This window comes from Undibacterium sp. GW821-FHT07F11, from assembly GCF_059418665.1.
In genome coordinates, this window is sequence record NZ_JBWKQH010000002.1 from 65,152 (window position 1) to 92,149 (window position 26,998).

Genomic DNA, 26,998 nt, shown 5'->3' on the forward strand with positions numbered 1-26,998 from the left:
TTTTATAGGACTTGCAGAAACGACGTCAATTTTTTAATCAGTCACTACCGTAGAGCTTTTTCATATTCTCGCCAGACTTCAAACGTCGCAGATATTTGAATGTGCCCATGGCTTTGGCAATCAACTTATCACCATTCCAGACCTCACCTTCGCAAAAACACATAGTGGTAGATTGATGGAACGCCTTGCCCCGCGCTTCCATGCGGCCACCCGGTACACCGCCAGGTTGCAGGAAAGTGGTTTTCATTTCTACCGTGACGACACCCTTGAGGTCACTACTCATTGAGCGGCCAGCCATAGCCATGACCACATCCAGCATGGTCATGATCACGCCGCCGTGGGCAATTTGCCAGCTGTTCATATGGCGCCCGGTCAAATCCAGCGCCAGGCGTGCCTGACCGTTTTCCATTTCCAGGAATTCGACGCCCAGGTCATGCAAAAAAGGATTCAATACAGGCGTTGGTTGCGCAATGGGAAGCATCGCAGGAGACGTGGCCTCTGTCATACAGCAGATACCCCACCATCTACTGCCAGGGTTTGGCCTGTTATATGTTTGCCGGCATCGCTGGCAAACAGCATGGCCACGCCCTTTAAATCCTCATCATCACCTATGCGTTGCAAAGGCGCTTCTTTGGCAAGTTTTTCTTCACCCAGGTTTTCCAGTATTCCCTTGGTCATTTTGGAGGGGAAAAATCCCGGTGCAATCGCATTGACCGTAATGCCATGCACACCCCATTCACCAGCCAGGGTACGGGTGAAGTTGATGACCGCAGCCTTGGAAGTGTTATAGGCAATCGTCTGCATGGTGCCTGGTGCATTGCCAGCCAGGCCAGCGATAGAAGCGATATTGATGATGCGACCATACTTGCGCGGTATCATGGAGCGCTTGCCAACTGCCTGCGAGATCATGAAGATACTGCGGATGTTCAGGTTCATGACCTTGTCCCAGGCATCAACTGGATAATCTTCCGCCGGCGCACCCCAGGTAGCGCCTGCATTATTGATGAGGATATCGATATGCCCCAGACGGGCCAGTGCCTCGTCTACCAGCGGTTGCACTGCAGTTTCTTTCGATAGATCAGCAGCAATTGCGCTGGCATCAATGCCGCGGCTTTTCAGGTGCGCGACGGCTTCATCCAGGTCAGATTGCTTGCGTGAAGACAAAACAACTTTAGCGCCCTGCTCACCGAGCGCTTCTGCCATTTGCAGGCCCAGACCACGCGAGCCGCCAGTGATCAGTGCCGTCTTGCCATGCAAATCAAATAATTGTTGTACGGTGCGAATTGCTTTGCTCATTTTTTGTCTCCAGTATGTGCGGCCACCACCTGTCTGCGCAGACAGGAAGGGCATCGTTTATTATGTGTTTTTGATTATTTCAAGACTATGGTTCAGAACCAGGCATCCTGCATCTCGAAAGTCGTCATATCAATGTTTGACAACAAATCCAGTTGTGGATGGACGCGTGGTAATTCCCAGTGGAAGAAGTATTTACAAGCCTGCAGTTTGCCTGCATAGAAATCAGCATCATGATGATTTTCTTTATTCAGGCACAAGGTAGCTTGCTCCAGCCACATCCAGGCAATCACGGCATGGCCAAATACTTCCAGATAAGCTGAGGCATTTGCCAGAGTCTTGTTGGTATCACCAACTCCATGCAATTGCTGGGTTACGCTGGCCAATCTTTGCAATACGCGTGCCAGTGATTTGGTATAAGCCAGCAATTCAGGGTGCGCAGCAGCCCTTGCCAGGGTCTTGTGCATGATTTCGCCCAGCGCTTCCAGCGCCGCGCCATCTTGCATAACGACTTTGCGACCCAATAAATCCAGGCCCTGTATGCCGTGCGTACCTTCGTGGATGGGATTAAGGCGATTATCGCGGTAAAACTGTTCTACATTGTATTCACGGGTATAACCATAACCACCATGCACCTGTATCGCGAGATTATTCGCTTCCAGACACCATTGCGAAGGCCAGGATTTGGCGATAGGCGTCAATATTTCCAGCATCTGCGCAGCATGGGTACGTGCTTCCGGCGATGGCGCGGTACGCTCTTCATCAACCAAACGGGCGCAGAACAAATTCAATGCGAGGCCACCTTCGACATAAGCTTTTTGTGCCAGCAACATGCGTTTGACATCGGTATGTTCAATGATAGGAACCTGCGGTGCCGCCGGGTCTTTGTTCAGCGGCGCCCGTCCCTGCGGGCGGTTACGGGCATAGTCCAGCGCATGCAGATAACCGGTATAACCCAGCATGACTGCACCCAGGCCGACACCTATGCGTGCCTCGTTCATCATGTGAAACATGTTTGCCATGCCACGGTGCAAGGTACCCACCAGATAACCTATCGCACCTGCTTTGCCTTCTGGCTTGAATTTTCCTTCACCAAAATTCAACAGGCAATTGGTGGTGCCGCGATAGCCCATTTTGTGATTCAAGCCAGCCAGCACCACGTCATTGCGCTCCCCCAGGCTGCCATCGGCATTCACCAGTTTTTTGGGTACGATGAAAAGTGAAATGCCTTTGACGCCAGGTATCAGCTTGCCATTTGCATCCGGCACTTTGGCAAGCACCAGATGCACGATATTCTCGGCCAGCTCATGCTCGCCGGCCGATATCCACATCTTGTTACCGGTCAGTCTATAAGTGCCATCTTCTTGTGGCTCTGCTCTGGTAACGATATCAGACAGGCTGGAACCAGCTTGCGGTTCAGACAAACACATGGTGCCAAAGAAACGGCCTTCCAACATGGGTTTGACGAAGGTTTCTATTTGCTCAGGCGTACCGCATTTAAGCAAGGTATTGGCATTGCCTATGGTCAGGAAGGGATAAGATGCCGTCCCGACATTCGCTCCTTTGAAGTAAGCAAAGCCAGCTTTTTCAACGACGCAGGGCAACTGCATGCCACCGACATCAAAGTCCTGCCCTGCCGCCATCAGGCCCGCTTCGCAAAATGCTTTCAGGGCCGTCTTCACTTCAGGAATCATGTGCACTTCTTCGCCATCGAAGTGCGGCTCCTGCTGGTCATTTTTTTTATTGTGGGTAGCGAACAGATCAGTCGCTATTTGTTCGCAGGTATCAAGGGCGGCATTGAAAGTTTCGCGGCTATGGTCGGCGAAACGTGGCCTCTGATTCAGTGATTCTACGTTCAGCCATTCATACAGCATGAATTCGAGGTCACGGCGGGAAAGAATTTTAGATTGCATGGCTTTATCTGGACAAAAAAGATGAGACACCTATTTTGCCCAAACCGCATGACAGCATCATGCAGTCCGGGCACCTGACATGCATCCAGCTTAGACTACTTCAAACAAGCCTGCAGCGCCCTGGCCGCCGCCAATACACATGGTGACAACCACATATTTTGCACCACGGCGCTTGCCTTCTATCAGCGCATGACCAGTCAGACGCGCGCCTGAGACACCATAGGGATGGCCCACGGCAATCGCGCCGCCATTGACATTCAATTTATCCATAGGGATGCCGAGTTTGTCTGCACAATACAAGACTTGTACGGCAAATGCCTCATTCAATTCCCACAAGCCTATGTCTTCAACTTTGAGGCCAGCTTTTTTCAATAATTTTGGAATGGCAAAGACCGGACCTATACCCATTTCATCTGGCTCGCATCCTGCAATCGCAAAACCACGGAAAATACCCAATGGTTGCAGGCCCCTGGATTCTGCCAGTTTGCTGTTCATCAGGATGGCAACAGATGCACCGTCAGAGAACTGACTGGCATTGCCAGCGGTAATAACACCACCTGGCACTGCAGTACGGATTTTAGAGACGCCTTCGAGCGTGGTATCAGCACGTATGCCTTCATCGGCGGAAATAGTGACTTCCTTGGTAACCAGCATGCCAGTCGCTTTATCTGCAACGCCCATGACAGTCGTCATAGGTACGATCTCAGCATCAAACAGGCCTGCAGCCTGGGCAGCCGCAGCGCGCAACTGGCTTTGCACGCCGTATTCATCCTGACGTTCGCGTGGGATACCATAACGCTTGGCGACGGTTTCTGCTGTTTGCAACATGGGCCAGTAGACTTCTGGCTTGTGTTGCTTCAACCAGGTTTCAACGATCATGTGGCTATTGGCTTCGTTTTGCACGCAAGAAATAGATTCAACACCGCCTGCTGCGTAGACATCGCCTTCACCTGCGATGATTCTCTGTGCAGCCAGAGCAATCGTCTGCAAGCCGGAAGAACAAAAACGATTGACTGTCATGCCAGCTGTGGTCACAGGGCAACCTGCGCGCAAAGCGATCTGACGGGCAATATTGCTGCCAGTCGCGCCTTCTGGCGTGGCGCAACCCATGATGACATCTTCCACTTCACCTGCCTCAATTTTTGCGCGGGTAATGGCTGCATTCAGCACATGGCCGCCCATGGTGGCACCATGCGTCATATTGAAGGCACCTTTCCAGGATTTTGCCAGGCCGGTACGAGCGGTGGATACGATAACTGCGTCAGACATGTAGATCTCCTAGTTAATATAAGTATGTGTACAGGCTGGAACTGCTGATACCATCATAAGTAGTAATTTGTCCTTTGCAAATCAAGATACAGGAACAAACTTCCATAGCCCTTTTTGCTTGAATCGAATTGCTTTAAGAACACATGGATCAAGCTCAAAAACTAGAATATCACATTTTAGTACGACCGTTCGTAAATTTATTTCATCCAATTCTACTCTTCAATATTGCTCTTCTTTACATATTGAACGTATCTCTTTCGTAAGTTTCTGTAAGTTTCGAGCAAGCATGCCGTAAGTTTCAGCTTGCACACTTTGCTTGCAATAAAAATTATGTCGGAAATGTGATTGTGTGTTTTTGACCATTTTTTTAGCAAACTTAATATACTTAAAATACAGGAGACAAGCATGGCGACAGCACCTATCGCAACGTCAGGCGGCATGACATCCGAAGAACGCAAGGTTATTTTTGCGTCTTCTCTGGGCACCGTCTTTGAATGGTACGACTTTTATCTATACGGCTCACTCGCATCCATCATTGCCAAACAGTTCTTCGCCGGCACTGACCCCAATACTGCCTTCATCTTTGCTTTGCTGGCATTTGCGGCAGGCTTTATCGTACGTCCCTTCGGCGCACTGGTATTCGGCCGCCTTGGCGATATGATAGGCCGCAAGTACACCTTCCTGGTCACCATTCTGATCATGGGTGCCTCCACCTTCTGCGTGGGCCTGCTACCCAACTACGCAACGATAGGTATCGCAGCACCGGTTATCCTGATCACTTTGCGTATTCTGCAAGGTCTGGCGCTCGGCGGTGAATATGGTGGTGCTGCAACTTATGTGGCAGAACATGCGCCACACGGCAAGCGTGGTGCCTTCACTGCATGGATACAGACTACAGCTACGCTGGGCCTGTTCTTGTCCCTGATGGTGATTCTGGGTACACGCACTGCAATTGGTGAAGAAGAATTTGCCAGCTGGGGTTGGCGCGTTCCTTTCCTGGTCTCGGTTTTCCTGCTGGCAATTTCAGTCTGGATCCGCTTGTCCATGAATGAATCTCCGGCTTTTGCAAAAATGAAAGCTGAAGGCAAAACTTCCAAGGCGCCTTTGACAGAATCCTTCGGCCAATGGAAAAACCTGAAGATCGTTATACTTGCATTGCTGGGTCTGACAGCTGGCCAGGCAGTAGTCTGGTATACGGGTCAGTTCTATGCCTTGTTCTTCCTGCAGCAAACCCTGAAAGTGGACGGTCCGACTGCCAACATTCTGATTGCAGCATCGCTGGTCATTGGCACACCGTTCTTTATCGTATTTGGTTCTTTGTCCGATAAGATCGGCCGCAAACCTATCATTCTGGCAGGTTGTCTGATTGCAGCAGTGACTTACTTCCCTATCTTCAATGCATTGACTCACTATGCCAACCCTGCACTGGAAACTGCATTGAAAAATGCGCCAGTCGTGGTAACTGCAGATCCGGATGATTGCCAGTTCCAGTTCAATCCTACCGGCACGAAGAAATTTACTTCTTCCTGCGATATCGTGAAGGCCAAACTGGCAGCTGCTTCAGTCAACTACTCGAACGAAATTGCTGCATCAGGAACAATTGCCTCCGTTAAAGTCGGTGAAAAAGTCATTACCTCCTACAACGCCAAAGGTTTGCCAAAAGACGAAGCCGCTGCAAAAGACAAGGCTTTCTCCAAAGATCTGGCTGAAGCAATTAAAGCTGCAGGCTACCCTGCCAAAGCTGACCCTGCTCAAATTAACAAGCCTATGGTTTTGCTCTTGCTGGTCATCCTGGTTCTGTATGTCACTATGGTTTACGGCCCTATCGCAGCCATGCTGGTAGAAATGTTCCCGACCCGCATACGCTATACATCGATGTCCCTGCCATACCACATTGGCAATGGCTGGTTCGGTGGCTTGCTGCCAACCACGGCATTTGCGCTGGTTGCCTTCAAAGGTGATATTTACTACGGCCTGTGGTACCCAATCATCATCGCCTCAGCGACATTTGTCATTGGTCTCTTGTTCATCAAAGAAACCAAAGACAACGATATCTATGCAGCTGATTAATTAGTAACCAAGAAGTACGAATAAGAAAGCCCGCTCGTCAGTTTGACGAGCGGGCTTTTTAAATATGGAAATTCACAAAGAGTAGTGCATATTCAAACTTGCCTGCCCCTGGTTCACATTCAGTTGCGCATCACTACCAACCACCAGGCTGGCACGGGTCGAAGTATGACCAAATGGCAAACCAGTGATGACCGGCACATCGATCAAACTACGGATGTAAGCAAGCATGGCATTGAAGTCGTAGCCGTTATCATGCGCAGCCAGTTTGTAAGCAGAAAAGTCGCCGAGTACAATGGCTTTTTGCTTGCTCAGCACACCGGCAAAATGCAGTTGCAGCAACATGCGCTCTATGCGGTATGGGTGTTCACCGATATCTTCCAGGAACAAAATGCCATCTTCAAGCTCTGTCCAATAGGGTGTGCCAACCGCATGCGTCAGCATGGCCAGGTTTCCCCCCCATAGTTTGCCCTGCACATGCAATACTTGGCCCGCTTCAGTTTCAAATTCAACTGTGTGCGTAGTATTGCCGACACATGCCTTGAATTGCTGCAGCGTATATTCAACTGGCTGTTCGCGTATGTAATCATCGCATAACATAGGGCCGGCAATACTGGTACGGCCACGTGCCAGCATTGCCAGATGAACCAGAGTGAAGTCACTGTAACCGACAAAACACTTGCCGCTGTTTGCCAGTAAATCGAAATCAAGCAAGGGCATCAACCTTGACATGCCATAACTACCACGCAAGGCCATCACTATCTGCACATCAGGATTCTGCGCAGCTTCATGAATCTGCCTGGCACGCTCTGCGTCAGTCGCACCAAAGCGCTGGAACTTGGCATCAGCCTGATAATAACTATGCACCCTAAACCCCTGCCCGGCCAGACGCTGCAAGCCACGTTCAATCAGGCTGTCATCCAGAGGCGCTCCACTGGGGGCAATAATGGCGATGGTTTGCACGCTTTGTTCAGGCATGGTGTGTTCAATCTTGTGTGGGGAAGGTGTTGCTATTGTTGGCAAGCAGTTTCTTTTGTGCCGCTGTTGCACGCCTGTGAGCAAAAAAATCCCTCAACAAGCTGCCGCATTCGTCTGCAAATACACCGCCAGTCACTTGCGTGTGATGATTCAATTGCCCATGTTCAAACACATTCAACAATGAACCTGCCACACCTGTCTTGGGGTCACTGGCTGCATAAATGACGCGCGCCAGTCTGGCGTGCATCATCGCTCCTGCACACATCATGCAAGGCTCAAGAGTAACGTAGAGTTCACATCCAGGCAGACGGTAATTACCGATTAACTCAGCCGCTGCGCGCAGGGCCATGATTTCGGCGTGGGCAGTTGGGTCATGTTTGCCGATGGGGCGGTTATAACCACTGGAGATGATCACGCCATCCTTGACGACTACGGCACCGACTGGCACCTCACCCTCGTTCCAGGCCAACAGGGCTTGCTGGTAGGCCGCCTGCATGAACTGGATGTCACGCAGGCTCTGCTGGTTCTGCTCACCGTACGGTGGCAGATTTTGCTCGTCGGCCATTATCCGTCTATCTCTGCCCAGCAATTAGGTGTTTCGTAGAGGGTAACCTTGGTCAGTTCCAGGGTACGCCCAAATCTGCCGTGATAAACCACTTTCAAAATATCGAAGGCGATCTTGGCCAGATTTTCTACTGTCGGTACGCGATCTATCACCACAGTCTTGTGGCCTGGCAGCTTTTCCAGGAAATTCTTGATGATGTAGTCCTTCTCGTAGACGATGAAGGAATGGTCCCACAAGTTCACCAGATGCTCATTGGCCAGCGCCTTGATATCACCAAAATCCATGATCATGCCGTTATCCGACTCGCCATCCTTCTGGACGACATCGCCAGTCAAGGTAATTTGCAAGGTATAGCGGTGACCGTGCAAATTTCGACACTGGCTGCCGTGATCGGGAATACGATGACCTGCATCGAATTCCAACTTTCTGGTAATCGTTAACATGAAAACTCAAGGAATCTGTAATAGTTTATGGGTTTGCAAACTGAGCTTCCATTGCGGATGCTGTTTGCAGAATTCAACTGCGAGACGCAAATTATCGTCTCTTAAAGGGCCGTCCATGGCTTGTACAAAGTAATGTTCAAAATCAAGATTTGCATATGCCGCCATATCCTGACCAAACTGCGGGATCACCACTTTCAACTCACTGCCCTTGCGTACAACCAGTTCTGAGCCCATTTTAGGGCTGACACAAATCCAGTCCACGCCTGCAGGAACAGGCAAAGTGCCATTGGTTTCTATGGCAATCTCAAAGCCAACTGCGTGCATGGCATCAATCAGGACGGCATCAAGTTGCAACAGAGGTTCTCCCCCCGTAAATACCACATACTTACTTGCAGTATAGGACACTGGCCATAAAGCGTTGATCGTCGCAGCCAGCGCTTCAGCCTGCTTGAACTTGCCACCACCCTCGCCGTCCGTGCCGACAAAATCGGTATCACAAAACTGGCAAACCGCAGTTGACCTGTCCTCCTCCCGTCCCGACCACAAATTGCAACCAGAAAAACGGCAAAACACCGCCGGGCGTCCGGCATGATTGCCCTCACCTTGTAGAGTATAAAAAATTTCTTTGACGCTATAAGTCACGTCTTATTCCCGCATGATTGTCAGCAGCGACTTAAAGGCTGCATAGGCAAGGCTTTTGACAAAGCCATTCTCTTTTACAGCGCAAGAAAAATACGCTGTATGAAATTTTAACGCGTTTTTGGAACGCAAAAGGGGCACATGATACCACGGAGCAGCTTGTTGGCCTTCTGACTTCAATGAAGTCCCGGCACAATCAGTTAAGCTTTTTTGTATTTTTACAAAAAAGACATTGCATTTATCAAACAATGCGCCTCATTGCCTCTGCAAACTGCTAGGCGTGCGTTGGGATGATCGGAGCAATTAGAGCATGCACTTGCATTGCATCATCTATCTTGACATGCTTTAGAATGGTCGAATTGACCATACATCTTTGAATGTTGAAGCCTGGAGAAGCAGTTTGATTTCTTCCAAAATCTTTAGCGCTGTTCACGATGAAGTTCTCCGGCAAGCTTATTGCTGCGTAGATGCCGAGCGGCCCCACTCTTCCGAAAACGCAAAGCAAGTCACTTGCTTTGCGCAATCTTCCAAATAGACTGGTGCAGTACTAGCTGATTTTTTCCAAGGTATTGATACTAATATGCGGCCACTCAATCTTGCCTGGCTTGCCATCAGCGCGAGGGAAGAATTCCAGCATCACAATCTGCGAATACTGCAGCCGCATCTTAGGTTGATTATTACTATCCAGAATTTCCTGTATCCAGAACATGGACTTCATGGTGGCCGCATTAGCCTGCTTCACCACGAAAGGCGTATTGTGAATGCCGCCAGTCTCAATGGCGGTATCCACAGTCAAAATTGTGGTTTTTTTGATATTCACTCCTTGATTTGCTGCATTGAGCAAGGCATTTGGCAAGGTGGGATCAAACAGGCCCTGAAACAAATGTGTATGAAAATGATTGTAAGGTGCCAGATAAGGAGATCTCAGGCTATGCGGGACGCCTATAGGCAAGCTATTCACTTCACGAATCACGGGTGCTCCGTCAATTTCGGTATGCTGCCCCAGTGCCAGTACCGAATCCCCGTGAGGGATACTGGATATACGAGCGATATCATGTCCAGTCGAGACATGATTGGCCATATGCAGCCATAAGCCAGGTTCAAAATGGATAGCGGCTCCAGGCTTGCCAGCCAGACCACTGACAGGAAAATCCTCAGCAGCGATCTGTGTGATGGATTGCTGATAGCGCAAAGCAGCCAGGAACTGATCTGAATTCACAGGACCATTCGCAGTCTGGCTGATACCGCGATTGGGCACACCCTTATCCACCAAAGTAAAGTCAAGCTCTTCGTTATACTGATTCAATAAAAGCCGGAAGTCCGTTTTAGCTGGCGCGGGTGCTATAAATGGCAAGGCAATCATGTTCCAGCCATGTCCTTCCAGACCATTCACATTGCGCCACTTGCCTGCCAATAACTTAAGTGGACCAAGTTCATCATCTGTAATGCTGGCTTTACTGATAGTACGGCCCTGTACTTTCATGGCCGTAAGTTGCTGGCTGCTGAGCATGGTGAAACCCTTTCCGGATTTGGTTATAGAATTGCCCGCTTCTGTAACTGATGCGCCTCATTTCAATAGAAAAACCAACAAATGGGACGCTTTGCTGTACAGCAAATGTCGTACAAATCAACGTCAAATTCGAATTTGGCATCTCAACTTTTACGAGCAAATCATTTTATCAATCCACGCACAGAGTATTATATTTTTTAATAATAAATTTAATAATTAAATTATCAAAATTAATAGATTTTTTGAAATTTATTAATTTCAAAATGAAACTCAAATAAATGTTACCCATTAACAAATAAGCATAGAAGTGACATATGTCGCTAAATATCTTCAGAGTTACACATACATGTCTCAATTGACTATCTAGTCAGCACTGGGACGCACCCAGTTAAAAACACAAAAAGCCCGCAATAATGCGGGCTTTTTGTGTTTTGTGCTTTTAGCTACCTGATGCTGCCAGACCTGAAATCATTCCCATTCTATCGTCGCAGGCGGCTTGCCTGAGATGTCATACACCACGCGGTTGATGCCACGCACTTCGTTGATGATGCGGTTGGATACCTTGCCCAGCAACTCGTGTGGCAAATGTGCCCAGTGGGCTGTCATGAAGTCCTGGGTCTGTACTGCGCGTAAAGCAACTACGTATTCATAAGTGCGACCGTCACCCATGACGCCTACGGATTTGACTGGCAAGAACACCGCGAATGCCTGGCTGGTGGCGTCATACCAGCTTTGCAGTTTTTCTGCATTTGGATCAACCATGGTGTTACGTAGTTCTTCGATGAAGATAGCGTCAGCACGACGCAACAGGTCGGCAAACTCCTTCTTCACTTCACCAAGAATACGCACGCCCAGGCCAGGGCCAGGGAAAGGATGGCGGTATACCATGCTGTGCGGCAGCCCCAGGGCTACACCAAGCTTGCGCACTTCGTCCTTGAACAGTTCACGCAGGGGTTCCAGCAATTTCAGATTCAGGGTGTCGGGCAAGCCGCCGACGTTATGATGGCTCTTGATGGTGTGCGAGCCTTTTTTGCCTTTGCCAGCACTCTCGATGACATCAGGGTAAATCGTGCCTTGCGCCAGCCATTTGGCATTGCTGAGTTTGCCAGATTCAACCTGGAAGACTTCGACAAATTCGCGGCCTATGATCTTGCGTTTGGCTTCCGGATCAGTAACACCGGCAAGGTGACCCATGAACTGTGCTGTTGCATCAACGTGGATGACTTTGACACCCAGATTATTGGCAAACATTTCCATGACCATCTTGCCCTCATCCAGACGCAACAGGCCATGATCAACGAATACGCAGGTCAATTTATCGCCTATGGCACGGTGTATCAGGGCGGCAGCAACACTGCTGTCCACACCGCCAGACAAACCAAGAATGACTTCATCATCACCGACCTGGGCGCGAATGGAAGCAACGGCCTCGGAGATGTAGTCAGGCATGTTCCAGTCAGATTTACAGCCACAGATCTCATGCACGAAGCGGCTGAGGATAGCCTCGCCCTGCAGTGTATGCGTGACTTCCGGATGGAATTGCACGGCGTAAAAACGGCGCTCTTCATCTGCCATCGCAGCAATCGGGCAGTTATCTGTGGAGGCCATCAGTTTAAAGCCTGGCGGCATTTCATTGACCTTGTCGCCATGGCTCATCCATACCTTGAGCATGCCATGACCTTCTGAAGTAACGAAGTCATTGATTTCTTTGAACAGGGCTGTATGGCCGCGTGCGCGCACTTCGGCATAGCCAAATTCGCGTACATGACCATTTTCGACTTTGCCGCCGAGTTGTTCTGCCATGGTTTGCATGCCGTAGCAAATACCCAGCACTGGCACACCAGCCTCAAATACGGCCATAGGTGCGCGGGGAGTATCGCCTTCGGTTACGCTGCTGGGGCCACCGGACAAAATAATACCGGCAGCACCATAATTTTTGATGAACTCATCGCTGACGTCATACGGATGAACTTCAGAAAAAACACCTGCATCACGAACGCGGCGAGCGATCAATTGCGTGACTTGGGAACCAAAATCAAGGATAAGAATTTTTGAGTGCATAAATCAAATTATCATGTCAGGTTGTGCAGGCGTGGCCTGGACAACACAATTGTTTCCTGCATTTCTGGCGGAAAGCAGGGCTTTTTCTGCGAGGCTAATTAAAGTTTCTGGTTCGGCATCCGGGAAAAGATCAGTTGAAGCGGTACCGGCGCTGATCGTTAATGGCGTATCCACGTCATTCATTTTTTCGGGGTGCATAAGTACGGAAGCACGTATGCGCTCCCCTACTGCTGTCACTACCAGGTGTGAGGCACCTGGCAAGACTACCAGCAATAAGTCAGTACCAAAACGTCCCAGTGCATCAAATGGGCGCACGCAAGAACGAATCCGGCTGACGGTCTTCACCAGTATCATGTCGGTAATGGCAATGCCATGCAAATCACGCAAATGCTCCATCTGATCCACACTGGCAATCAGCAAAGCAAGTGGCTTCATCGCCTTGGAACAGCGCTCCATTTCCAGCTTCAAAGAACGGATGATGGCAGACTTGTTCCACGTCCCCAGCAAAGGGTCGATCAGCGAGTCACGCTTCAGATTACGGTTTTGTTTGATGACTTCGAGTTGCGATTGGTACAAGGCACTGAAAGCCATTTCGCGTTCAACCATGGAGGCAAGATCAGCGAGAGATTGCCTTTCTTCATCATCGAGATCACGTGGCTGATAATCGATCAGGATAACGCTGCCAATCAATTGGCTGCCATGATCAAAGATGGGGTGAGAAGCAAAGAAACGTATGGATGCCGGGCCTGCGACCATGGGGTGCTTACCCAGATGCTCATGCAGGCGCAAGTCAGGTATGACCAGGATTTCGTCTACTGGTGGAATTGCATCACAGAATTCGGCTTCCATGTTAGTAATGGAATGCACCAGATGATCAAACCTTGGCACCAACTTACCAAAACTGACCAGGCAATTGGCAACTTTGAACAACTTGATACCAAGTCGTTCAAAGCGGCCTATGCGCAATTCCATCCTTTCCGAAACCATGCGCTCAAAACCCGAACTGATAGGTGTCGTTGTCGTTGGGCCGGAACGATCTAAGTTCGTTGACATTCCACTCTCCAGGCATCCGCAATTCGGGTCATGCTTCTCAAGCGCTTCTCAGACATTAATCAGCACGGTAATTTGGTGCTTCTTTTGTGATTTGCACGTCATGAACATGTGATTCACGCATACCAGCAGAAGTAATTTCTACGAATTCAGACTTGGTATGCAAGTCGTCTATTGAAGCACAACCACAATACCCCATGGACGAACGAACGCCACCAACTAATTGATACAGGATAGCGAGAACGCTACCTTTGTAGGGTACGCGACCTTCTATGCCTTCAGGAACCAATTTGTCGGCATTATTGGCAGCATCCTGGAAATAGCGGTCAGCGGAACCATCTGCCATCGCACCCAGACTACCCATGCCACGATAAGATTTATAGCTACGGCCCTGAAACAGGATTACTTCACCAGGCGCTTCTTCAGTACCGGCAAACATACTGCCCATCATGACCGTGGATGCGCCAGCAGCCAGCGCCTTGGAGACATCACCAGAGAAGCGTACGCCACCATCAGCGATACAAGGTACGCCAGTGCCTTTGAGCGCATTGGCCACATTCGCAATCGCGGTAATTTGCGGCACACCCACACCGGCAACAATACGCGTAGTACAAATAGAACCAGGGCCGATACCAACCTTGACTGCATCTGCACCATGCTCAACCAGCGCCAGCGCAGCAGCAGCAGTAGCAATATTGCCGCCGATGACTTCAATATGCGGATAATTGGTCTTCACCCAGCGTACACGGTCCAGCACACCTTTGGAATGACCATGTGCAGTATCAACAACGATGACATCGACACCAGCTTTTGCCAGCAAATCAATACGTTCTTCGTTATCAATACCTACGCCAACAGCTGCGCCTACGCGCAATTTACCCTGGTCATCTTTGGATGCGAAAGGATGTTCTGTTGATTTTTGGATATCTTTTACAGTAATCAGGCCACGCAGCTCAAATGCCTCGTTGACAACCAGCACACGCTCCAGGCGGTGCTTGTTCATCAGTCGCTTGGCTTCTGCCAGATCTGCTGTTTCATTGACGTAGACGAGTTTTTCACGTGGCGTCATTTTGGCGCGTGCCTCTGCGTCCAGCTCTTCTTCAAAACGCAAATCGCGGTTAGTGATAATGCCAACCACTGTTTTGCCTTCAACTACTGGGAAACCGCTGATGCCGTGTTGCTGCGACAGCGCAATGACCTCGCGGATTTTCATGTTAGGCGGGATGGTGATAGGATCACGCAATACACCGGATTCAAAACGCTTGACCTTGGCAACTTCGCGGGCTTGCTCTTTTGCCGTCAAGTTTTTGTGGATAATACCGATACCACCTTCTTGAGCCATGGCAATTGCCAGACGCGCTTCAGTGACCGTATCCATCGCAGCTGATACCAAAGGGATATTCAGATTGATGTTGCGAGTCAGTTTAGTCGCAAGAGAGGTATCTTTAGGGAGTATGTTCGAGTATGCAGGGACGAGTAGCACGTCATCGAACGTGAGTGCTTTTTGGAGTAAACGCATAGTATTTCCTATAGGCGCAAAACCGAATTATACAGAAAACTTGCGAAGTCGTCTTGCTCCGTGTAAAACTCTTGCATAATCCCATGTTTTTCTTGAAAGCAAATTATGTCCATCTTACGAATATCACGTCTAAGCTCTGCACTTCTGCTGTCTTTTGCGTTCTGTGCTATGGCCCATGCACAATATGTCTGGCTCGATGAAAAAGGCAACAAGCAGTTTTCAGACATGCCGCCACCTAAATCCGTACCCAAGGATAAAATCCTCAAAGCGCCCGGCGGTGTCCCCAAGGCTGCGCCAGCACCAACAGCAGATGATAAGGCCGCTTCTGCCAGTCAGCCTGCACCCAAACTGGAAAAACCGGTAACAACAGCTACCAAGAACGAAGACTTCAATAAGCGCCGCGCCGAACAAGCTGAAAAAGATAAGAAGGCTGAAGAAGAAAAAACGGCTGCAGCAGATAAGGCAAAGAATTGCGAAAGAGCCCGCAATTATCAGCAATCACTGAATTCTGGCGCACGCCTCAGCCGCACTGACAAAAACGGCGAGCGATCCATACTCACCGATGCAGAACGCCAGCAGGAAGCAAGTGAAGTGAAAAAAGCCCTGGCTGATTGCAAATAGCAGAAAAGGTCAGGTTTGCGCCTGTTTTTTGGCCCTGCGTCTGCGTGCCTCCATAGGGTCGGCAATCAAAGGGCGGTAAATTTCTATCCTGTCCCCTGCATGCAGATTACTATCTAGTGTCTTCAGCTTGCCAAAAACACCAACCTTGAGAACGCTGACATCAATCTCGGGATGAATTTGTATAATGCCGCTTTGCTGTATCACTTGCAGTATTGTGGCATCAACGGCCACACGCAAATCCAGTAAGCTTGTTTTATCCTGTCCGACATAACAAACCTGGACATGCATGTTAGTCTGCTCAACCATACAATGCCTCGGCACGGGCACAGAAAGAATCAACAAAACTATTGGCGATTTTGGAAAAAACCGGCCCAATCAGATGTTCAAGTAATTTGCTGGAAAATTCATAGTTCAGCTCGAATTCAATTTTGCATGCGTCTGCACGCAGTTCGGTAAATTTCCAGCAACCTGACAATTGCTTGAAAGGCCCTTCGACCAGACTCATTTCAATAGAATGCGGGCGCTGATTACTATTCCTGGTCGTAAAGTGTTGCTTTAAGCCATGATAGTTAATAGAAAGCGTAGCAACCAATTCATGATCAGTACGCTCAGCCACTCTTACCTCGCCGCACCATGGCAGAAATTGAGGGTAATTTTCTACCTGATCAACCAGAGCAAACATTTGCTCTGTGCTGTAAGCTACAAAAACTGTTTTATGTACAACTGCCATCAAGAAGAACCATTTGGTAGAATCACAGGTTCGCATTTTAACCGAGTCATAAGCAGTACCAAAATGCATTCATGCATTTCCACACTCTAATTTGACCAATTTTCATCCTACATGAGCATCGCTGATAATAAAAAAGCATTCCACGATTATTTCATCGAGGAGCAATACGAAGCCGGCATCGTCCTGCAAGGCTGGGAAGTCAAAGCCATACGCGCAGGTCGAGCGCAGCTGAAAGAAGCCTATGTCATTGTCAAGAATGGCGAGATCTTCTTGTTTGGTGCCCATATTGGCGCTTTGCCGACGGCGTCGACACACATTCATCCTGACTCTGTCCGAACACGTAAATTATTGTTAAATGCGGCGGAAATCAGCAAACTGATAGGCAAAGTGGAGCGTTCTGGCTACACCATGGTGCCGTTGAACCTGCATTTCACCAAGGGGCGCATCAAATGTCAGATCGGCCTGGCCAAAGGTAAAAAGCAGCATGACAAGCGCGATACCGAGAAAGAAAAAGACTGGCAGCGCGAGCAGCAAAAGATCATGAAACAGAACAGACGCTGATCTTTTGAAGCCGGTAAGAACTAGCGGGCCGGACGATACAGTTCATGTCCGACATCTTGAATTTGACGACGCAAAGCACGCTTTTCTTCTGGCGTGAGACGGCCAGGTTTTTTGCTGTCTTCAGCAGTGCCGCAAGCGCGTTCACCTATGTGGCGCGCGTCATTGCAGCGCTCAAGCAAACTATTTTTTTGAGCCTGCTTGTTGAGTTGTCGTTCGCGCTGCTTTTCTTCTTTGCGCACTGCATCATTCTTTTGTTGTCCATTAAGTCGACTCCACATAGCCGAACCACCACTACCTTTATTATCTGCCATAGCGCTGCCAGCCACGACCAGCGACAACATCAGGACAGAAATTTTTTTGTACGGTATATTCATCGACTTAAAACGGATGGCTTACGAGCAAAAACGATGAGGCAAGTAAAAACATATAAATGGATTGCAATTCTATGCGTAAATACCCGTGGCAAGCTAGCATCAAATTGTATGAATTTAGTTTACGATAGCCTCCTCAAATGCGCAGTCCAATTCCGTAAAGTGTGTAACAGTTTGTAATCCAGAATATTAATTTTGTTTGCAAGCTCACTCTATGACAGTACTATTAAGCCCATGAACACTACGCCCCCTACCCCAGACTCTACCAACACCAATACCAGCAACCCCAAGGCCAAAATCCTGGTGGTTGATGATGACCTACGTTTGCGCGATCTACTGCGCCGCTATCTGACTGAACAAGGCTTTCAAGTCGTCAGTGCAGAAAACGCTCAGGCCATGAATAAACTCTGGATACGTGAACGCTATGACATGCTGGTACTTGACCTGATGCTTCCTGGCGAAGATGGTCTGGCCATCTGCCGCCGCCTGCGTGGCGCCGGTGACAAAACTCCCATCATCATGCTAACCGCCAAAGGCGAAGAAGTTGATCGCATCATCGGCCTCGAAATGGGTGCGGATGATTACCTGCCCAAACCATTCAGCCCACGCGAACTGGTGGCACGTATCAATGCCGTGCTCAGGCGCAAAGCCCCGGACGAGCTGCCAGGCGCACCGTCTGACGGCCCGCAAACCTTTGCTTTTGGTGATTTTGTCCTTGATCTGGGCACCCGTACCCTGAAAAAGCACAATGACAATATTTCATTAACGACAGGTGAGTTTTCAGTATTAAAAGTCTTCGCACGCCATGCCCGCCAGCCACTCTCCAGAGAAAAACTCATGGAACTCGCACGTGGTCGCGAATATGAAGTATTTGACCGTAGCCTGGACGTGCAAATTTCCCGCCTGCGCAAGCTGATAGAACCCGACCCCAGCAACCCTCTCTATATACAAACAGTATGGGGACTGGGCTATGTGTTCATCCCTGATGGTCAGTCGCATTAAGAGTTGAAATACTTTTGCACTTTCCTCATTGAATTCTTTGCAAAATTTGAATGCGTGACTACCTCAACAGTCTGGAATGGCTAAAAAGCGGACTGTTCTGGCGCACCTTCCTCATGCTGGCTGTACTCGTCACCGCCAGCATGCTTGCATGGATGTCCAATTTCCGTACGCTTGAGACAGCACCAAGAGCCCAGCAGATGGCGGCGCAAATCGTCTCCATCGTCACCATCACCCGTGCTGCCCTCACCCACTCCGCCCCTGAAAAACGGCAGGAACTATTGCGTGACCTGGCCAATAAAGAAGGGGTGCAGATCTACCTGCTGGAAGATACTGACCGCATAGAAGAACCAGAAGCTACCCCCTTCTTTCTCGAATCCCGGCCTTTGATGTTGCGAGGCCTGGGTAATAACACCCGCTTTGCCAGCAAACTGAATGATATAAGCGGCTTCTGGATCAGCTTTGATATTGAAGACGATCATTACTGGCTAAGACTAGAACAGGACAGGCTGGATCCGCCCATAGGTCAGCAGTTATTCAGTTGGGCTATCCTTACCCTGTTTTTAACGCTACTGGGTGCAGCCATCATTTCCAAGCTCATCAATGATCCGCTGTCACGCCTCAGCAATGCTGCCCGCGCCGTCGCCAAGGGTAAGCAACCGCCGCCCTTGCCACAGAAGGGCCCGAAAGAAATCCGCGAAACCAACGTCAGTTTCAATACCATGATGGAAGATCTGGTCAGGATAGAAACTGACCGCTCCATCATTCTGGCAGGTATTTCACATGACTTGCGCACTCCGCTGGCACGCATGCAACTGGAAGTCGAAATGGCCAGCCTTAATGATGATGCCAGGACCGGCATGCAGTCCGATCTGCAGCAAATGGATGACATCATCAGCCAATTCCTTGATTATGCCAAACCGCTAGATAAAGTAGAATTCGAGCGCATCAACATCAGCGAAGTCATGCAACAAGTCATGGATGAAGCCTTCCGCTTTCAAAATCTGCGTCTGCGCACCGCTATCACGCCTGACATCTATGTCAATGGCAACCTGACTGAACTAAGGCGCCTGTTCAACAATATAGTAGAAAATGCCTGCCGTTATGGTAAGACCCCAGGCTCACCCGTCATCACGCTTGATGTGCAATGCTCCCGCAAGAACAAGGATAGAAAGCTGTCCATACAAATCAGCTTCCGCGATCACGGACTAGGCGTGGCAGAGCAGGATCTGGTACGCCTGCTGCGCCCGTTCACCCGTGGCGACGCCTCGCGCAGTCAGGCCAATGGTTCTGGCCTGGGCCTTGCCATCGTTGACCGCATCATCAAAAGCCATGGTGGCAAATTACGCATCTACAATCACGCTGAAGGTGGGTTTGTTATTGTGATTGCGCTACAGGAAGCGAAAGAAACTTAAATCCCTGATCCCACGCATCCTGTGTCAGACTCATGCAGCAACAACAGACTCAATATAGTCGACATGTTTCGCTTTCATTCACAAACGTAAGCTGTTACAAAAAAGTTTAAATGTTACAATTGCCGCCATTTTCAGGGCTCTTAAAGACAAATAAATTCATGCGTAACAATTTCCCAGCCCTGCTCGCGGCCTGCGCAGTAATCAGCCTGCCCGCTTTTGCCGAAACCTATCCACCCTCAGCCTATAAAGATGGTGCCGTAAAGTGCATGCAAGTACGCAGCTATGATTGCGCAGAAAAAAACTGGAACCAGTACATCAAAATGCGTCCCACTGATGCAAAAGCCATCGCCAGTCTGGCGATCACTTATCATTGGGCAGACAAGCCAGAAGCCAGCATAGTTCAGGCCGAAAAAGCCATCAGCATGGGTGAAGGCACCTATGATCTGTTCGCCGCTTACTCAGAAAGCCTGGCAAAAACCGGACGCGTCGATGAAGCCATAGACTGGGGTTATAAAACCCTGGCCATACTGCCCAATTTAGTCAATGTGCGCGGCGACGTCGCCAAATACCTGGTCATGCGCAAACGTGAATTTGAAGCATTGACCCTGCTCGCCTCTTTTGATTCATCACTGGAAGCACAGGGACACAATCACTATTTTGACGGTCAACGCATCGCCATAGAATCATCACTGGAACGCCAGGGGCAAGCCAGTACTGCAACAGCAAAGAGCATGCGTCTGCCCAAAACAAAAGAGCATTTTTATGCTCCCGTAAAACTCGGCGACAACAAGATAGAAGCATTCATGGTCGACACAGGGGCCACCAAAACCACCCTCAATGACGACATGCTCAGCAATTCCAAAGCGACCTACAAGGTGGTGAAGCCGCTCGTCAACATGCAGACCGCTGACGGCAGAAATGTACAAGCCCGCATCGTCACTATCGATAATATGAAGGTAGGCCCGTTTGAATTACGTAAGGTGACGGCAGTAGTCTGCAAATCCTGCAAGCCACTATTGGGCCAGGGATCGCTATCGCAATTCAATATGGTGTCATCCAAGGCACAGGGGGTAGAATTTTTGACCTTGGAATTACGATAATTATTAACGCAAATTCACTGATTTTTCGACATAAAACAAAACGCCGCGCAAAATTGCGCGGCGTTTTGTTTTATGTCTGGACAGCTCTTTAGCTTAGCGATTACCTGCAAAAGCCAGTTGTGTCGCTGCAACCTTGCTACCCTCTTCAGCCTGAACCGGAACAGTGTCAGCGGGAGTTGCCAATTCATAAGTCATGTGCAAGCCCGCATCCACTTTTTGCGCTGGTGCTACTTGTTCCAGCGTAGCTGTCTTTTGCGGAACTGCGCGGGAAGCCGCAGTTCCATTCAAGGCAAAGCTATTGAAGCCAGCAAAACCTGCTATACCAGCACACAACAACAAACCAGCAATGACAGATGGGCGCAGGCGGAAGCGTTTTTGTACTTCATCTTGCTGAACTGTTGCATCGTAAGCCACGGTGATTGGTGCTGCTGCCAGCATTTGCTCAACCTGTTGACGCCATTCTTCTGATGTTTGTCTATTGCTAAGCAGTTTGCTGATCAGTGCCTGGGCCAGTTGTTCGGCTTCCTGGTGCTCAGCTTCCAGAGTCTGTTTTGCCATTTCTGCCTCAGCTTGCAATTCTTCTTGTTGTTGCTGTATTTGCAGTCTGTTTTGTTCTTGCCATTCCCTGGCTGATGCCAGCGCTTGCTCAATGAAGGCTTGGGCAGCAGCTTGTTGCTCAGCACGTTGTTGCAACATGGCTTGCAGTTCTGCTTCGTCAGCAGCTTGTTTTTCCAGTTGTGCTTGCAAGGCTTTTTCGTCAGAAATACGTTTTGCTGCTGCATTTGCCAGTGCTTGTTGTTTTTGCTGAGTTTGCGTTTCAACCGCGGTCAGTTGTTGTTGCAATTCTTCTTTCAATGCAGCTTCGAGAGACAATTGTTCTTCAAGTTTTGCTTGCAGAGCACTTTGCTCTTCCATGCGTTTGGCGATAGCTGCATTGAGCGCCTGCTCTTTTTCCAACCTTTGTGCTTCAGCAGCTTCCAGTTTGGATGTCAGCTCAGCTTGTAATACTGTCTCTACTGCCAAGGCTTGTTCAGCTTGTGCAAGCAAGTTACTCTCTTTTTCTGCACGTGCTGCAAAGCTTGCGGCCAAAGCTTGCTCTTTTTCAAGTCGCTGTATTTCAGCGACTTGAAGTTTTGATGCAAATTCGGCTTTCAATTCTGCCTCTGCTGCCAAGGCTTGCTCGGCGTGGGCCAGTAGTGTATTTTCTTCTTCAACACGTGCAACTATCGCGGCGGCCAGGGCTTGCTCTTTTTCAAGTCTTTGCGCTTCCAGGGTTTCAAGCTGGCTTTCTTCCAATAATTTGGCCCGCAATTCTGGCAGTGCTTGCTCATCCGCAGCAATTTGCAGGGCGATTGCTTCTGCAATTTCGCGCTCCAGTGCCAGTTTTTCTTGTTCCAGTGCGTTGGCGATCAGCAGTTGTTCTGCGCGTTGCTTGCTTTGTTCTGCCAATTCTGATTCAAGACGTACGCGTTCTTCTGTCGCAGTAATGACCAGACGCTCGGCTTCCATTTTCTCTTCAATGAGGTGCAAGGCATCCTGAGTCATTTGCAGGCTATCCATCTCCATCTGTTTTTGTTGCTGGATGGTGATGATTTCGCGCTGAGCCAGTTCTGCACGTTGTTGTTCTGCTTGTTGCAGAATGAACAGTTCTTCAGCACGAGCTTGCGCTGCCTCAGTGGCTTGCTGCTCGGATACAGCCAATGCATGGGCAAGCTCAGTTGCTTCTTTTTCACTTTGCAGTCTGGCCTGGATGGCAACATTAGCATCTTGCTCAGCATTGGCGCGAATTTCGCATAGACTCAGATATTCTTGCTCAGCCAGTTTGCGTTGCTCTGCTTCTTGCGCTGCTTTTTGTTCTGCAGCCAGTTTTTGCTGTACCAGGCTCAATGCCTCAAGCTCACTGGAAGCGCGCTGGTTTTCAGTCATGGTCAGCGCTTCTGCTTCGCGCAATCTGGTTTCTGTCGCTTCTGCTGCCAGACGCTGTGCCTCTGCATGCTCCGCCGAACGGGCCAGCAATGCCTGTTCAGCATTTGCCAGGCGTAATGTGGCCTCCAGAGCTTCTTGCTCTTTATAAGCACGTTCGCTCGCAGCTTCTGCAAATTCACGTTCTATGGCCAGTTTGGCTTGCAGAGTGATTTCTGCTGATTCCTCCTGTTCCAGCTTGGTTTTCAGTTCAGCGCTGATTTGCTGTTCAACTGCGATTTTTTCCTGGCTGGCACGGCTCAATTCCAGCAGCAAAGCTGTTTTCTCTTCCAGTGCGACGGCTGCCTGACGTTTAATTAATGCTTCCTGAGCTGCTTGCGCCAGCCATTGTTTTTCGGTTTCATTGAATTTTTCTGCCAGCTCACGTGCCTGTGCCTCGGCGGCCTGGCGCTCTGCGATCAATTTGTGTTGCGCTTGTTCTGCCACCAGGCGAGCTTCAGCCTCAGTTGTGGCTGCCAGTTCTGCCTGCTGCTTGGCTGTCAGGCTGTCAAGTACCGCTTGCTCGGCAGCGATACGCTGTTGTTGCGCAACCAGTAATTCTTGCTCTTGTTGCAGTCGTTGTGCCAGCAGCTCAGCCATGAGACTTTGTGCATCAGCATGAGCGGCCAGTTCCTGGAACAGGGCTTTTTCTGATGCCAGCGTTGCTTCAGTTGCGGCACGTATGATTTTTTCTGCACGGGCACGGGCCTCGGCAAACTGCTGCACCTCGGTTTCACTGGACAGGCGGCTCTGTACGTCTTCATGTGCTTCTTGTTCTGCCTGCAATCTGGCAGCTGTGGTGTCCAGCAAGGCCTGATCATCCGCCAGACGTTGTTGCAAGACAGCGTCAAGTTCAGCAACTTTTTTGTTCTTTTCAACCACCAGTTCATGCGCCTTATGCTGGCTGGCAGCATAGGCTTGCGCCTGGATTTGCAATGCCTGCTCAGCTTGCAATTTGGCAGCTGTCAATTCATTGGCTTCTTGTTCTGCCCTGGCCCTGACTGCCGCGGCTTGCGCATGTTGCTGTTCTGCTTTTGCTCTGGCAGTGGCGGCTTCTGTGGCAATTTTTTCTGCTGCCAGTTTCTCTGTCGCTGCTTTTGCTTCCAGTTCAGCAGCATCCGCCTTTTGTTTTTCCAGTCTGGCTTGTTCTTCCAGCGCCAGGGCAGCCTGCTGTTGAGACTTTGCTTTGCCTTGTTCAAGCTGTGCCAACTGGGTTGCAGCTTTTACCCGAGCTGCTGCGGCAGTTGCTGCTTGCTGTTCAGCCTTGGCTTGCTGGTTGTTTTGTTCCAGCAGTTTTTTCTCTTCCGCCACTTTGCTTTCCATTGCAACGCGTAAAGCTTGCTCAGATTGCAGACGAGCCAAGTGCTGATCACGTTGTTCTTGCTCTACCGCTGCCTTGGCTTGTAATTCTGCCGTCAGACGCTTTTCTGCTTCCAGTTTTTGCTGGACCAGGTTCAAGGCTTTTTGCTCGGACTCTGCACGCAAACGCAAAGTCTTGCCGAGTTCTTCAGCTTCAACAGCCTTGGTTTGTGCCAAGACCGCAGATTGTTTTTGCAGATCTGCATGTTCCTGCATTTTTTGCAGGCGTACTTGTTCGGCGGCGATCATGGCTTGACGGGCTGCACGAGCTTCTGCTTCTTGTTGCTGGCGTGCATTCAATACACTGGTATGCTCACGGTCAGCATGGGCACGGGCGATGACTTGCTCGGCGGCTGTTTTTTCAGCTTCCAGTTTTTCCTGGGCTGCTCTTGCCGCCTGCTTTTCTGCCTCCAGATGCATTTGCTCTGCGCGTGCCATTTCTGTGGCTTGATGGCTAATCAGCAAAGCAACCTTGGCTGCCTTACATTGGGCATCTTTTTGCAGTTCGGTTTGCTCAAGAGTAGTTTTTTCTGCATCAAGTGTGGCTTCCAGCGCCAGTCTTTCTTCGCGTTCAGCTTGTTCCCTGGCGGCTGCAATTGCCTTGGACTCCTCTTCTGCGCGCAGTCTGGCTTCAGCTTCTTGCTGGGCGGCTTGTTCGAGTTGCAGTTTTTCCTGGGTTGCCTTCAGCACTTGCTGCACTGCATTGGCACGGCGACGTTCTGCCTGTAGTTTTTCTTCCTGAAGTTCCATCGCTTTCACCTCATCATTAGTGCGTTGCTGTTGGACGCGCAGAAGTTCGCTGGCATCTTGATTTTTCCTGGCAGCGGCTGCGGCCATTTTTTGCTGCAATTCCACCTGCTCCATGGTTTTTTCCAGGCTCAGTTTTTCTGCTACACATTCTGATTCCTGCGCTATACGACGGGCATGCTCTGCCTGTTCTTGCATACGCAAGAGTTCGGCGTGAGATTGCTCTGCCTTGGCTAGGGCTTCTGCTTCTTCTGTCATCTTGCGTTCAGCAGTCAATTTTTCCTGCAAGGCGGCAACGGCTTTTTGTTCTGCTGCAGCGCGCATTTTTTCAGCCATCATCAATTCCTGGGCTTTTTTGGCTTTATCTGCGGCTGCAAGGTTGGCGCGTTTCAGCAATTCAGCCTGGAAGGCACTGGCACTCAGGGCTTGTTGTTCAGAATCAGCTTTTTCACGGGCGTCTTGTACAGCCTGTTTTTCGATTTCCAGGCGCTCTTTAGCCAGCTTGGCAGCGCGTTGTTCTTCAGCGACACGCTGACGGGCATTATCGGCAGCTTCCTGCTCAGCCAGACGGCGTTGGCGGGCTTCTTCTGCCAATGCGGCTTCAGCAGCTTGTCTTGCGCGTGCCTGCAGGTCGGCTTGCTGTTCGTTTTCTATGCGCGTCATGGCAGTTGATTGCAGTTCGCGCTCTGCGCGTATGCGTGACTCAGTCACCATGCGGATTTTGTCTTCTGCTTCACGACGGGCCTGAGCTGTGGCAGCAGCTATTTTTTCTGCCTGTTCGCGTTTATTGGCAGCAATACGCAAGTCTTCTTCTGACTGCATGCGCAACTGTATGGCTTCTGCTGCCTTTCTTTCAGACTCCATTCTGGCCTGGGCAATTGCCTCTTGACCTTGCTCCAAGGCAACGCGTGCCAATGCATCTTCACGCGCACGCAACTCTACCGGTGCGCGATTGATCGCATATTCCAGCGCCATGGCTTCTGCCTGGTCGCGCTCTTTACTAATTTGCAGGGACTCGCTGCGGACTTTGGCCAGCATTTCTGCAGTTTCACGGGCTTCACGGTCGCGTTTTTCACGTTCGCGTGCCAGTTCAGTGATACGTGCATCAGCACGGGCGCGCTCTTCTGCCTGTTGGCGTGCAGATTGTGATGCGGCAAAGCGTTCTGCTGCCCAGTTACGGGCATTGGCAGTTTGCGTTGCCAGTTTTTCTGCTTCGGCATGGGCTTGAGAAGCCAGCTCTGACTCTGCCTTGAACTGGTGCTCGGCTTTTTCTATGGCTTGTTGTTCGAGTTTGGCACGTTGCTCTGATTGTTCACGGGCCCGTGACTCTATCAGCGTGCGTTCTTGCAGATTCCGCGTTTCTTCGGCGGTAGCGGCAATTCTGGCTTCACTGGCCGCGCGCGACTGGCGTTCTGCCATCAGTTTTGCCTGTACACCAGCAATGGCTTCTTGTTCCAGTGCCAGTTTGCGCTGAGCCAGCTCGGCTGCTTCAGCCTCGGCCTGCGCCCTGGTTTCTGCCAGTGCCCTGGCTTGGGATTCAGCCTTCAGCCTGGTTTCGGCAGCTACGGTGGCTCTGGCCTCTGCCTCTACCCTGGCGATGGCTTCACGAATACCTTTCACGTCGATGCGGGTATTGGACTCAATTGCCTCTTCTGGTGGCAAATAATTGTCCTTGCGATCGCCATGGCGATCGAGGGAGTAGTCTCCCAGAGATAATTTATTTAACAACGCCTGATTGCTGTCCATTTCTGCACTCCTGATCTGATAGTCGTTCACCGTCATTGCGGGCCCTGCCATGCCGGAACTTCTTATATTGAATTATCAAT

General features: G+C 49.9%; 22 protein-coding genes. 6 read left to right on the top strand and 16 right to left on the bottom strand.

Annotated features, from left to right (window positions below; translation table 11 throughout):
- Positions 1 to 37 precede the first annotated feature (37 nt).
- From AC07OI_RS04105 to AC07OI_RS04120, 4 genes are all read right to left on the bottom strand, one after another.
- Positions 38 to 505: a PaaI family thioesterase gene (locus tag AC07OI_RS04105; protein WP_492703023.1), complete on the bottom strand. Its 468-nt coding sequence runs from the start codon at positions 503 to 505 to the stop codon at positions 38 to 40.
- Positions 502 to 1,284: an SDR family oxidoreductase gene (locus tag AC07OI_RS04110; protein ID WP_495256755.1), complete on the bottom strand. Its 783-nt coding sequence runs from the start codon at positions 1,282 to 1,284 to the stop codon at positions 502 to 504. Before AC07OI_RS04110 ends, AC07OI_RS04105 begins: the two co-directional genes overlap by 4 nt.
- 104 nt (positions 1,285 to 1,388) lie before the next feature.
- Positions 1,389 to 3,206, bottom strand: a complete 1,818-nt coding sequence (locus tag AC07OI_RS04115) for an acyl-CoA dehydrogenase (protein ID WP_495256383.1) — start codon at positions 3,204 to 3,206, stop codon at positions 1,389 to 1,391.
- Positions 3,207 to 3,296: 90 nt separating this feature from the next.
- Positions 3,297 to 4,475 (bottom strand): acetyl-CoA C-acyltransferase, encoded by a 1,179-nt coding sequence (locus AC07OI_RS04120; protein ID WP_492703020.1) that lies wholly within the window; start codon positions 4,473 to 4,475, stop codon positions 3,297 to 3,299.
- 405 nt (positions 4,476 to 4,880) lie between these two features.
- Here AC07OI_RS04120 and AC07OI_RS04125 point away from each other — a divergent pair, with 405 nt between their 5' ends.
- Complete coding sequence (locus tag AC07OI_RS04125; RefSeq protein ID WP_492703019.1) at positions 4,881 to 6,545, top strand: MFS transporter; 1,665 nt, start codon at positions 4,881 to 4,883, stop codon at positions 6,543 to 6,545.
- A gap of 72 nt (positions 6,546 to 6,617) precedes the next feature.
- Here AC07OI_RS04125 and AC07OI_RS04130 read toward each other — a convergent pair whose 3' ends face one another.
- The 8 genes from AC07OI_RS04130 to guaB form a co-directional block, all read right to left on the bottom strand.
- Positions 6,618 to 7,520 carry an LD-carboxypeptidase gene (locus tag AC07OI_RS04130; protein ID WP_492703018.1) on the bottom strand — a complete coding sequence of 301 codons (903 nt, stop codon included), beginning with the start codon at positions 7,518 to 7,520 and terminating at the stop codon, positions 6,618 to 6,620.
- A 7-nt stretch (positions 7,521 to 7,527) separates the two neighbouring features.
- On the bottom strand, positions 7,528 to 8,085 hold the full coding sequence (gene tadA / locus AC07OI_RS04135; RefSeq protein WP_495256384.1) for a tRNA adenosine(34) deaminase TadA: 558 nt from the start codon (positions 8,083 to 8,085) through the stop codon (positions 7,528 to 7,530).
- Positions 8,085 to 8,528: a 6-carboxytetrahydropterin synthase QueD gene (gene queD, locus AC07OI_RS04140; protein WP_422941532.1), complete on the bottom strand. Its 444-nt coding sequence runs from the start codon at positions 8,526 to 8,528 to the stop codon at positions 8,085 to 8,087. Before queD ends, tadA begins: the two co-directional genes overlap by 1 nt.
- A gap of 6 nt (positions 8,529 to 8,534) precedes the next feature.
- Entirely contained in the window at positions 8,535 to 9,170 is a 636-nt protein-coding gene (gene queE / locus AC07OI_RS04145) for a 7-carboxy-7-deazaguanine synthase (protein WP_492703015.1), read from the bottom strand.
- A 544-nt stretch (positions 9,171 to 9,714) separates the two neighbouring features.
- Positions 9,715 to 10,677 carry a heme-binding protein gene (locus AC07OI_RS04150; RefSeq protein WP_495256385.1) on the bottom strand — a complete coding sequence of 321 codons (963 nt, stop codon included), beginning with the start codon at positions 10,675 to 10,677 and terminating at the stop codon, positions 9,715 to 9,717.
- A gap of 468 nt (positions 10,678 to 11,145) precedes the next feature.
- Positions 11,146 to 12,738, bottom strand: a complete 1,593-nt coding sequence (guaA, locus tag AC07OI_RS04155; protein WP_492703012.1) for a glutamine-hydrolyzing GMP synthase — start codon at positions 12,736 to 12,738, stop codon at positions 11,146 to 11,148.
- A 3-nt stretch (positions 12,739 to 12,741) separates the two neighbouring features.
- Positions 12,742 to 13,791 carry a GGDEF domain-containing protein gene (locus tag AC07OI_RS04160; protein ID WP_492703011.1) on the bottom strand — a complete coding sequence of 350 codons (1,050 nt, stop codon included), beginning with the start codon at positions 13,789 to 13,791 and terminating at the stop codon, positions 12,742 to 12,744.
- Positions 13,792 to 13,846: 55 nt separating this feature from the next.
- Positions 13,847 to 15,307 carry an IMP dehydrogenase gene (gene guaB, locus AC07OI_RS04165; protein WP_495256386.1) on the bottom strand — a complete coding sequence of 487 codons (1,461 nt, stop codon included), beginning with the start codon at positions 15,305 to 15,307 and terminating at the stop codon, positions 13,847 to 13,849.
- A 105-nt stretch (positions 15,308 to 15,412) separates the two neighbouring features.
- Between guaB and AC07OI_RS04170 the strand changes: the two genes are divergently transcribed.
- Positions 15,413 to 15,928 carry a DUF4124 domain-containing protein gene (locus tag AC07OI_RS04170; protein WP_495256387.1) on the top strand — a complete coding sequence of 172 codons (516 nt, stop codon included), beginning with the start codon at positions 15,413 to 15,415 and terminating at the stop codon, positions 15,926 to 15,928.
- Between the two features lie 9 nt (positions 15,929 to 15,937).
- Here the strand turns inward: AC07OI_RS04170 and AC07OI_RS04175 are convergent, their stop codons facing one another.
- Both AC07OI_RS04175 and AC07OI_RS04180 read right to left on the bottom strand, forming a co-directional pair.
- Positions 15,938 to 16,216, bottom strand: coding sequence for an RnfH family protein (locus tag AC07OI_RS04175; RefSeq protein ID WP_495256388.1), 279 nt, complete (start codon positions 16,214 to 16,216; stop codon positions 15,938 to 15,940).
- Between the two features lie 10 nt (positions 16,217 to 16,226).
- Entirely contained in the window at positions 16,227 to 16,658 is a 432-nt protein-coding gene (locus AC07OI_RS04180; protein ID WP_495256756.1) for a type II toxin-antitoxin system RatA family toxin, read from the bottom strand.
- A 111-nt stretch (positions 16,659 to 16,769) separates the two neighbouring features.
- Here AC07OI_RS04180 and smpB point away from each other — a divergent pair, with 111 nt between their 5' ends.
- Complete coding sequence (gene smpB / locus AC07OI_RS04185; RefSeq protein WP_110253677.1) at positions 16,770 to 17,219, top strand: SsrA-binding protein SmpB; 450 nt, start codon at positions 16,770 to 16,772, stop codon at positions 17,217 to 17,219.
- A gap of 20 nt (positions 17,220 to 17,239) precedes the next feature.
- Here smpB and AC07OI_RS04190 read toward each other — a convergent pair whose 3' ends face one another.
- Entirely contained in the window at positions 17,240 to 17,593 is a 354-nt protein-coding gene (locus AC07OI_RS04190) for a hypothetical protein (protein WP_495256389.1), read from the bottom strand.
- Positions 17,594 to 17,824: 231 nt separating this feature from the next.
- Here AC07OI_RS04190 and ompR point away from each other — a divergent pair, with 231 nt between their 5' ends.
- The 3 genes from ompR to AC07OI_RS04205 all read left to right on the top strand — a co-directional run bounded on the left by ompR (position 17,825) and on the right by AC07OI_RS04205 (position 21,104).
- A complete protein-coding gene (gene ompR, locus AC07OI_RS04195; protein ID WP_492703006.1) occupies positions 17,825 to 18,592 on the top strand; it encodes an osmolarity response regulator transcription factor OmpR in 768 nt (255 codons plus the stop codon).
- A 50-nt stretch (positions 18,593 to 18,642) separates the two neighbouring features.
- Positions 18,643 to 20,004: an ATP-binding protein gene (locus tag AC07OI_RS04200; RefSeq protein WP_492703005.1), complete on the top strand. Its 1,362-nt coding sequence runs from the start codon at positions 18,643 to 18,645 to the stop codon at positions 20,002 to 20,004.
- Positions 20,005 to 20,162: 158 nt separating this feature from the next.
- Complete coding sequence (locus AC07OI_RS04205; RefSeq protein ID WP_495256390.1) at positions 20,163 to 21,104, top strand: retroviral-like aspartic protease family protein; 942 nt, start codon at positions 20,163 to 20,165, stop codon at positions 21,102 to 21,104.
- A gap of 93 nt (positions 21,105 to 21,197) precedes the next feature.
- Here AC07OI_RS04205 and AC07OI_RS04210 read toward each other — a convergent pair whose 3' ends face one another.
- The gene (locus AC07OI_RS04210) at positions 21,198 to 26,969 is read right to left on the bottom strand and encodes a hypothetical protein (RefSeq protein ID WP_495256391.1); all 5,772 of its coding nucleotides are present in this window, start codon (positions 26,967 to 26,969) and stop codon (positions 21,198 to 21,200) included.
- Positions 26,970 to 26,998 lie beyond the last annotated feature (29 nt).

Excerpts from the sequence above, each read along its gene's own strand:
- smpB (WP_110253677.1), top strand. The coding sequence starts at position 16,770 with ATGAGCATCGCTGATAATAAAAAAGCATTCCACGATTATTTCATCGAG.
- AC07OI_RS04160 (WP_492703011.1), bottom strand. The coding sequence starts at position 13,791 with ATGTCAACGAACTTAGATCGTTCCGGCCCAACGACAACGACACCTATC.
- AC07OI_RS04115 (WP_495256383.1), bottom strand. The coding sequence starts at position 3,206 with ATGCAATCTAAAATTCTTTCCCGCCGTGACCTCGAATTCATGCTGTAT.
- AC07OI_RS04150 (WP_495256385.1), bottom strand. The coding sequence starts at position 10,677 with ATGCTCAGCAGCCAGCAACTTACGGCCATGAAAGTACAGGGCCGTACT.
- AC07OI_RS04170 (WP_495256387.1), top strand. The coding sequence starts at position 15,413 with ATGTCCATCTTACGAATATCACGTCTAAGCTCTGCACTTCTGCTGTCT.
- AC07OI_RS04205 (WP_495256390.1), top strand. The coding sequence starts at position 20,163 with ATGCGTAACAATTTCCCAGCCCTGCTCGCGGCCTGCGCAGTAATCAGC.
- AC07OI_RS04120 (WP_492703020.1), bottom strand. The coding sequence starts at position 4,475 with ATGTCTGACGCAGTTATCGTATCCACCGCTCGTACCGGCCTGGCAAAA.
- queD (WP_422941532.1), bottom strand. The coding sequence starts at position 8,528 with ATGTTAACGATTACCAGAAAGTTGGAATTCGATGCAGGTCATCGTATT.
- AC07OI_RS04130 (WP_492703018.1), bottom strand. The coding sequence starts at position 7,520 with ATGCCTGAACAAAGCGTGCAAACCATCGCCATTATTGCCCCCAGTGGA.
- tadA (WP_495256384.1), bottom strand. The coding sequence starts at position 8,085 with ATGGCCGACGAGCAAAATCTGCCACCGTACGGTGAGCAGAACCAGCAG.
- AC07OI_RS04200 (WP_492703005.1), top strand. The coding sequence starts at position 18,643 with ATGCGTGACTACCTCAACAGTCTGGAATGGCTAAAAAGCGGACTGTTC.
- AC07OI_RS04125 (WP_492703019.1), top strand. The coding sequence starts at position 4,881 with ATGGCGACAGCACCTATCGCAACGTCAGGCGGCATGACATCCGAAGAA.
- AC07OI_RS04190 (WP_495256389.1), bottom strand. The coding sequence starts at position 17,593 with ATGAATATACCGTACAAAAAAATTTCTGTCCTGATGTTGTCGCTGGTC.
- AC07OI_RS04105 (WP_492703023.1), bottom strand. The coding sequence starts at position 505 with ATGACAGAGGCCACGTCTCCTGCGATGCTTCCCATTGCGCAACCAACG.
- guaB (WP_495256386.1), bottom strand. The coding sequence starts at position 15,307 with ATGCGTTTACTCCAAAAAGCACTCACGTTCGATGACGTGCTACTCGTC.
- ompR (WP_492703006.1), top strand. The coding sequence starts at position 17,825 with ATGAACACTACGCCCCCTACCCCAGACTCTACCAACACCAATACCAGC.
- guaA (WP_492703012.1), bottom strand. The coding sequence starts at position 12,738 with ATGCACTCAAAAATTCTTATCCTTGATTTTGGTTCCCAAGTCACGCAA.
- AC07OI_RS04175 (WP_495256388.1), bottom strand. The coding sequence starts at position 16,216 with ATGCATGTCCAGGTTTGTTATGTCGGACAGGATAAAACAAGCTTACTG.
- AC07OI_RS04210 (WP_495256391.1), bottom strand. The coding sequence starts at position 26,969 with ATGGCAGGGCCCGCAATGACGGTGAACGACTATCAGATCAGGAGTGCA.
- AC07OI_RS04180 (WP_495256756.1), bottom strand. The coding sequence starts at position 16,658 with ATGGCAGTTGTACATAAAACAGTTTTTGTAGCTTACAGCACAGAGCAA.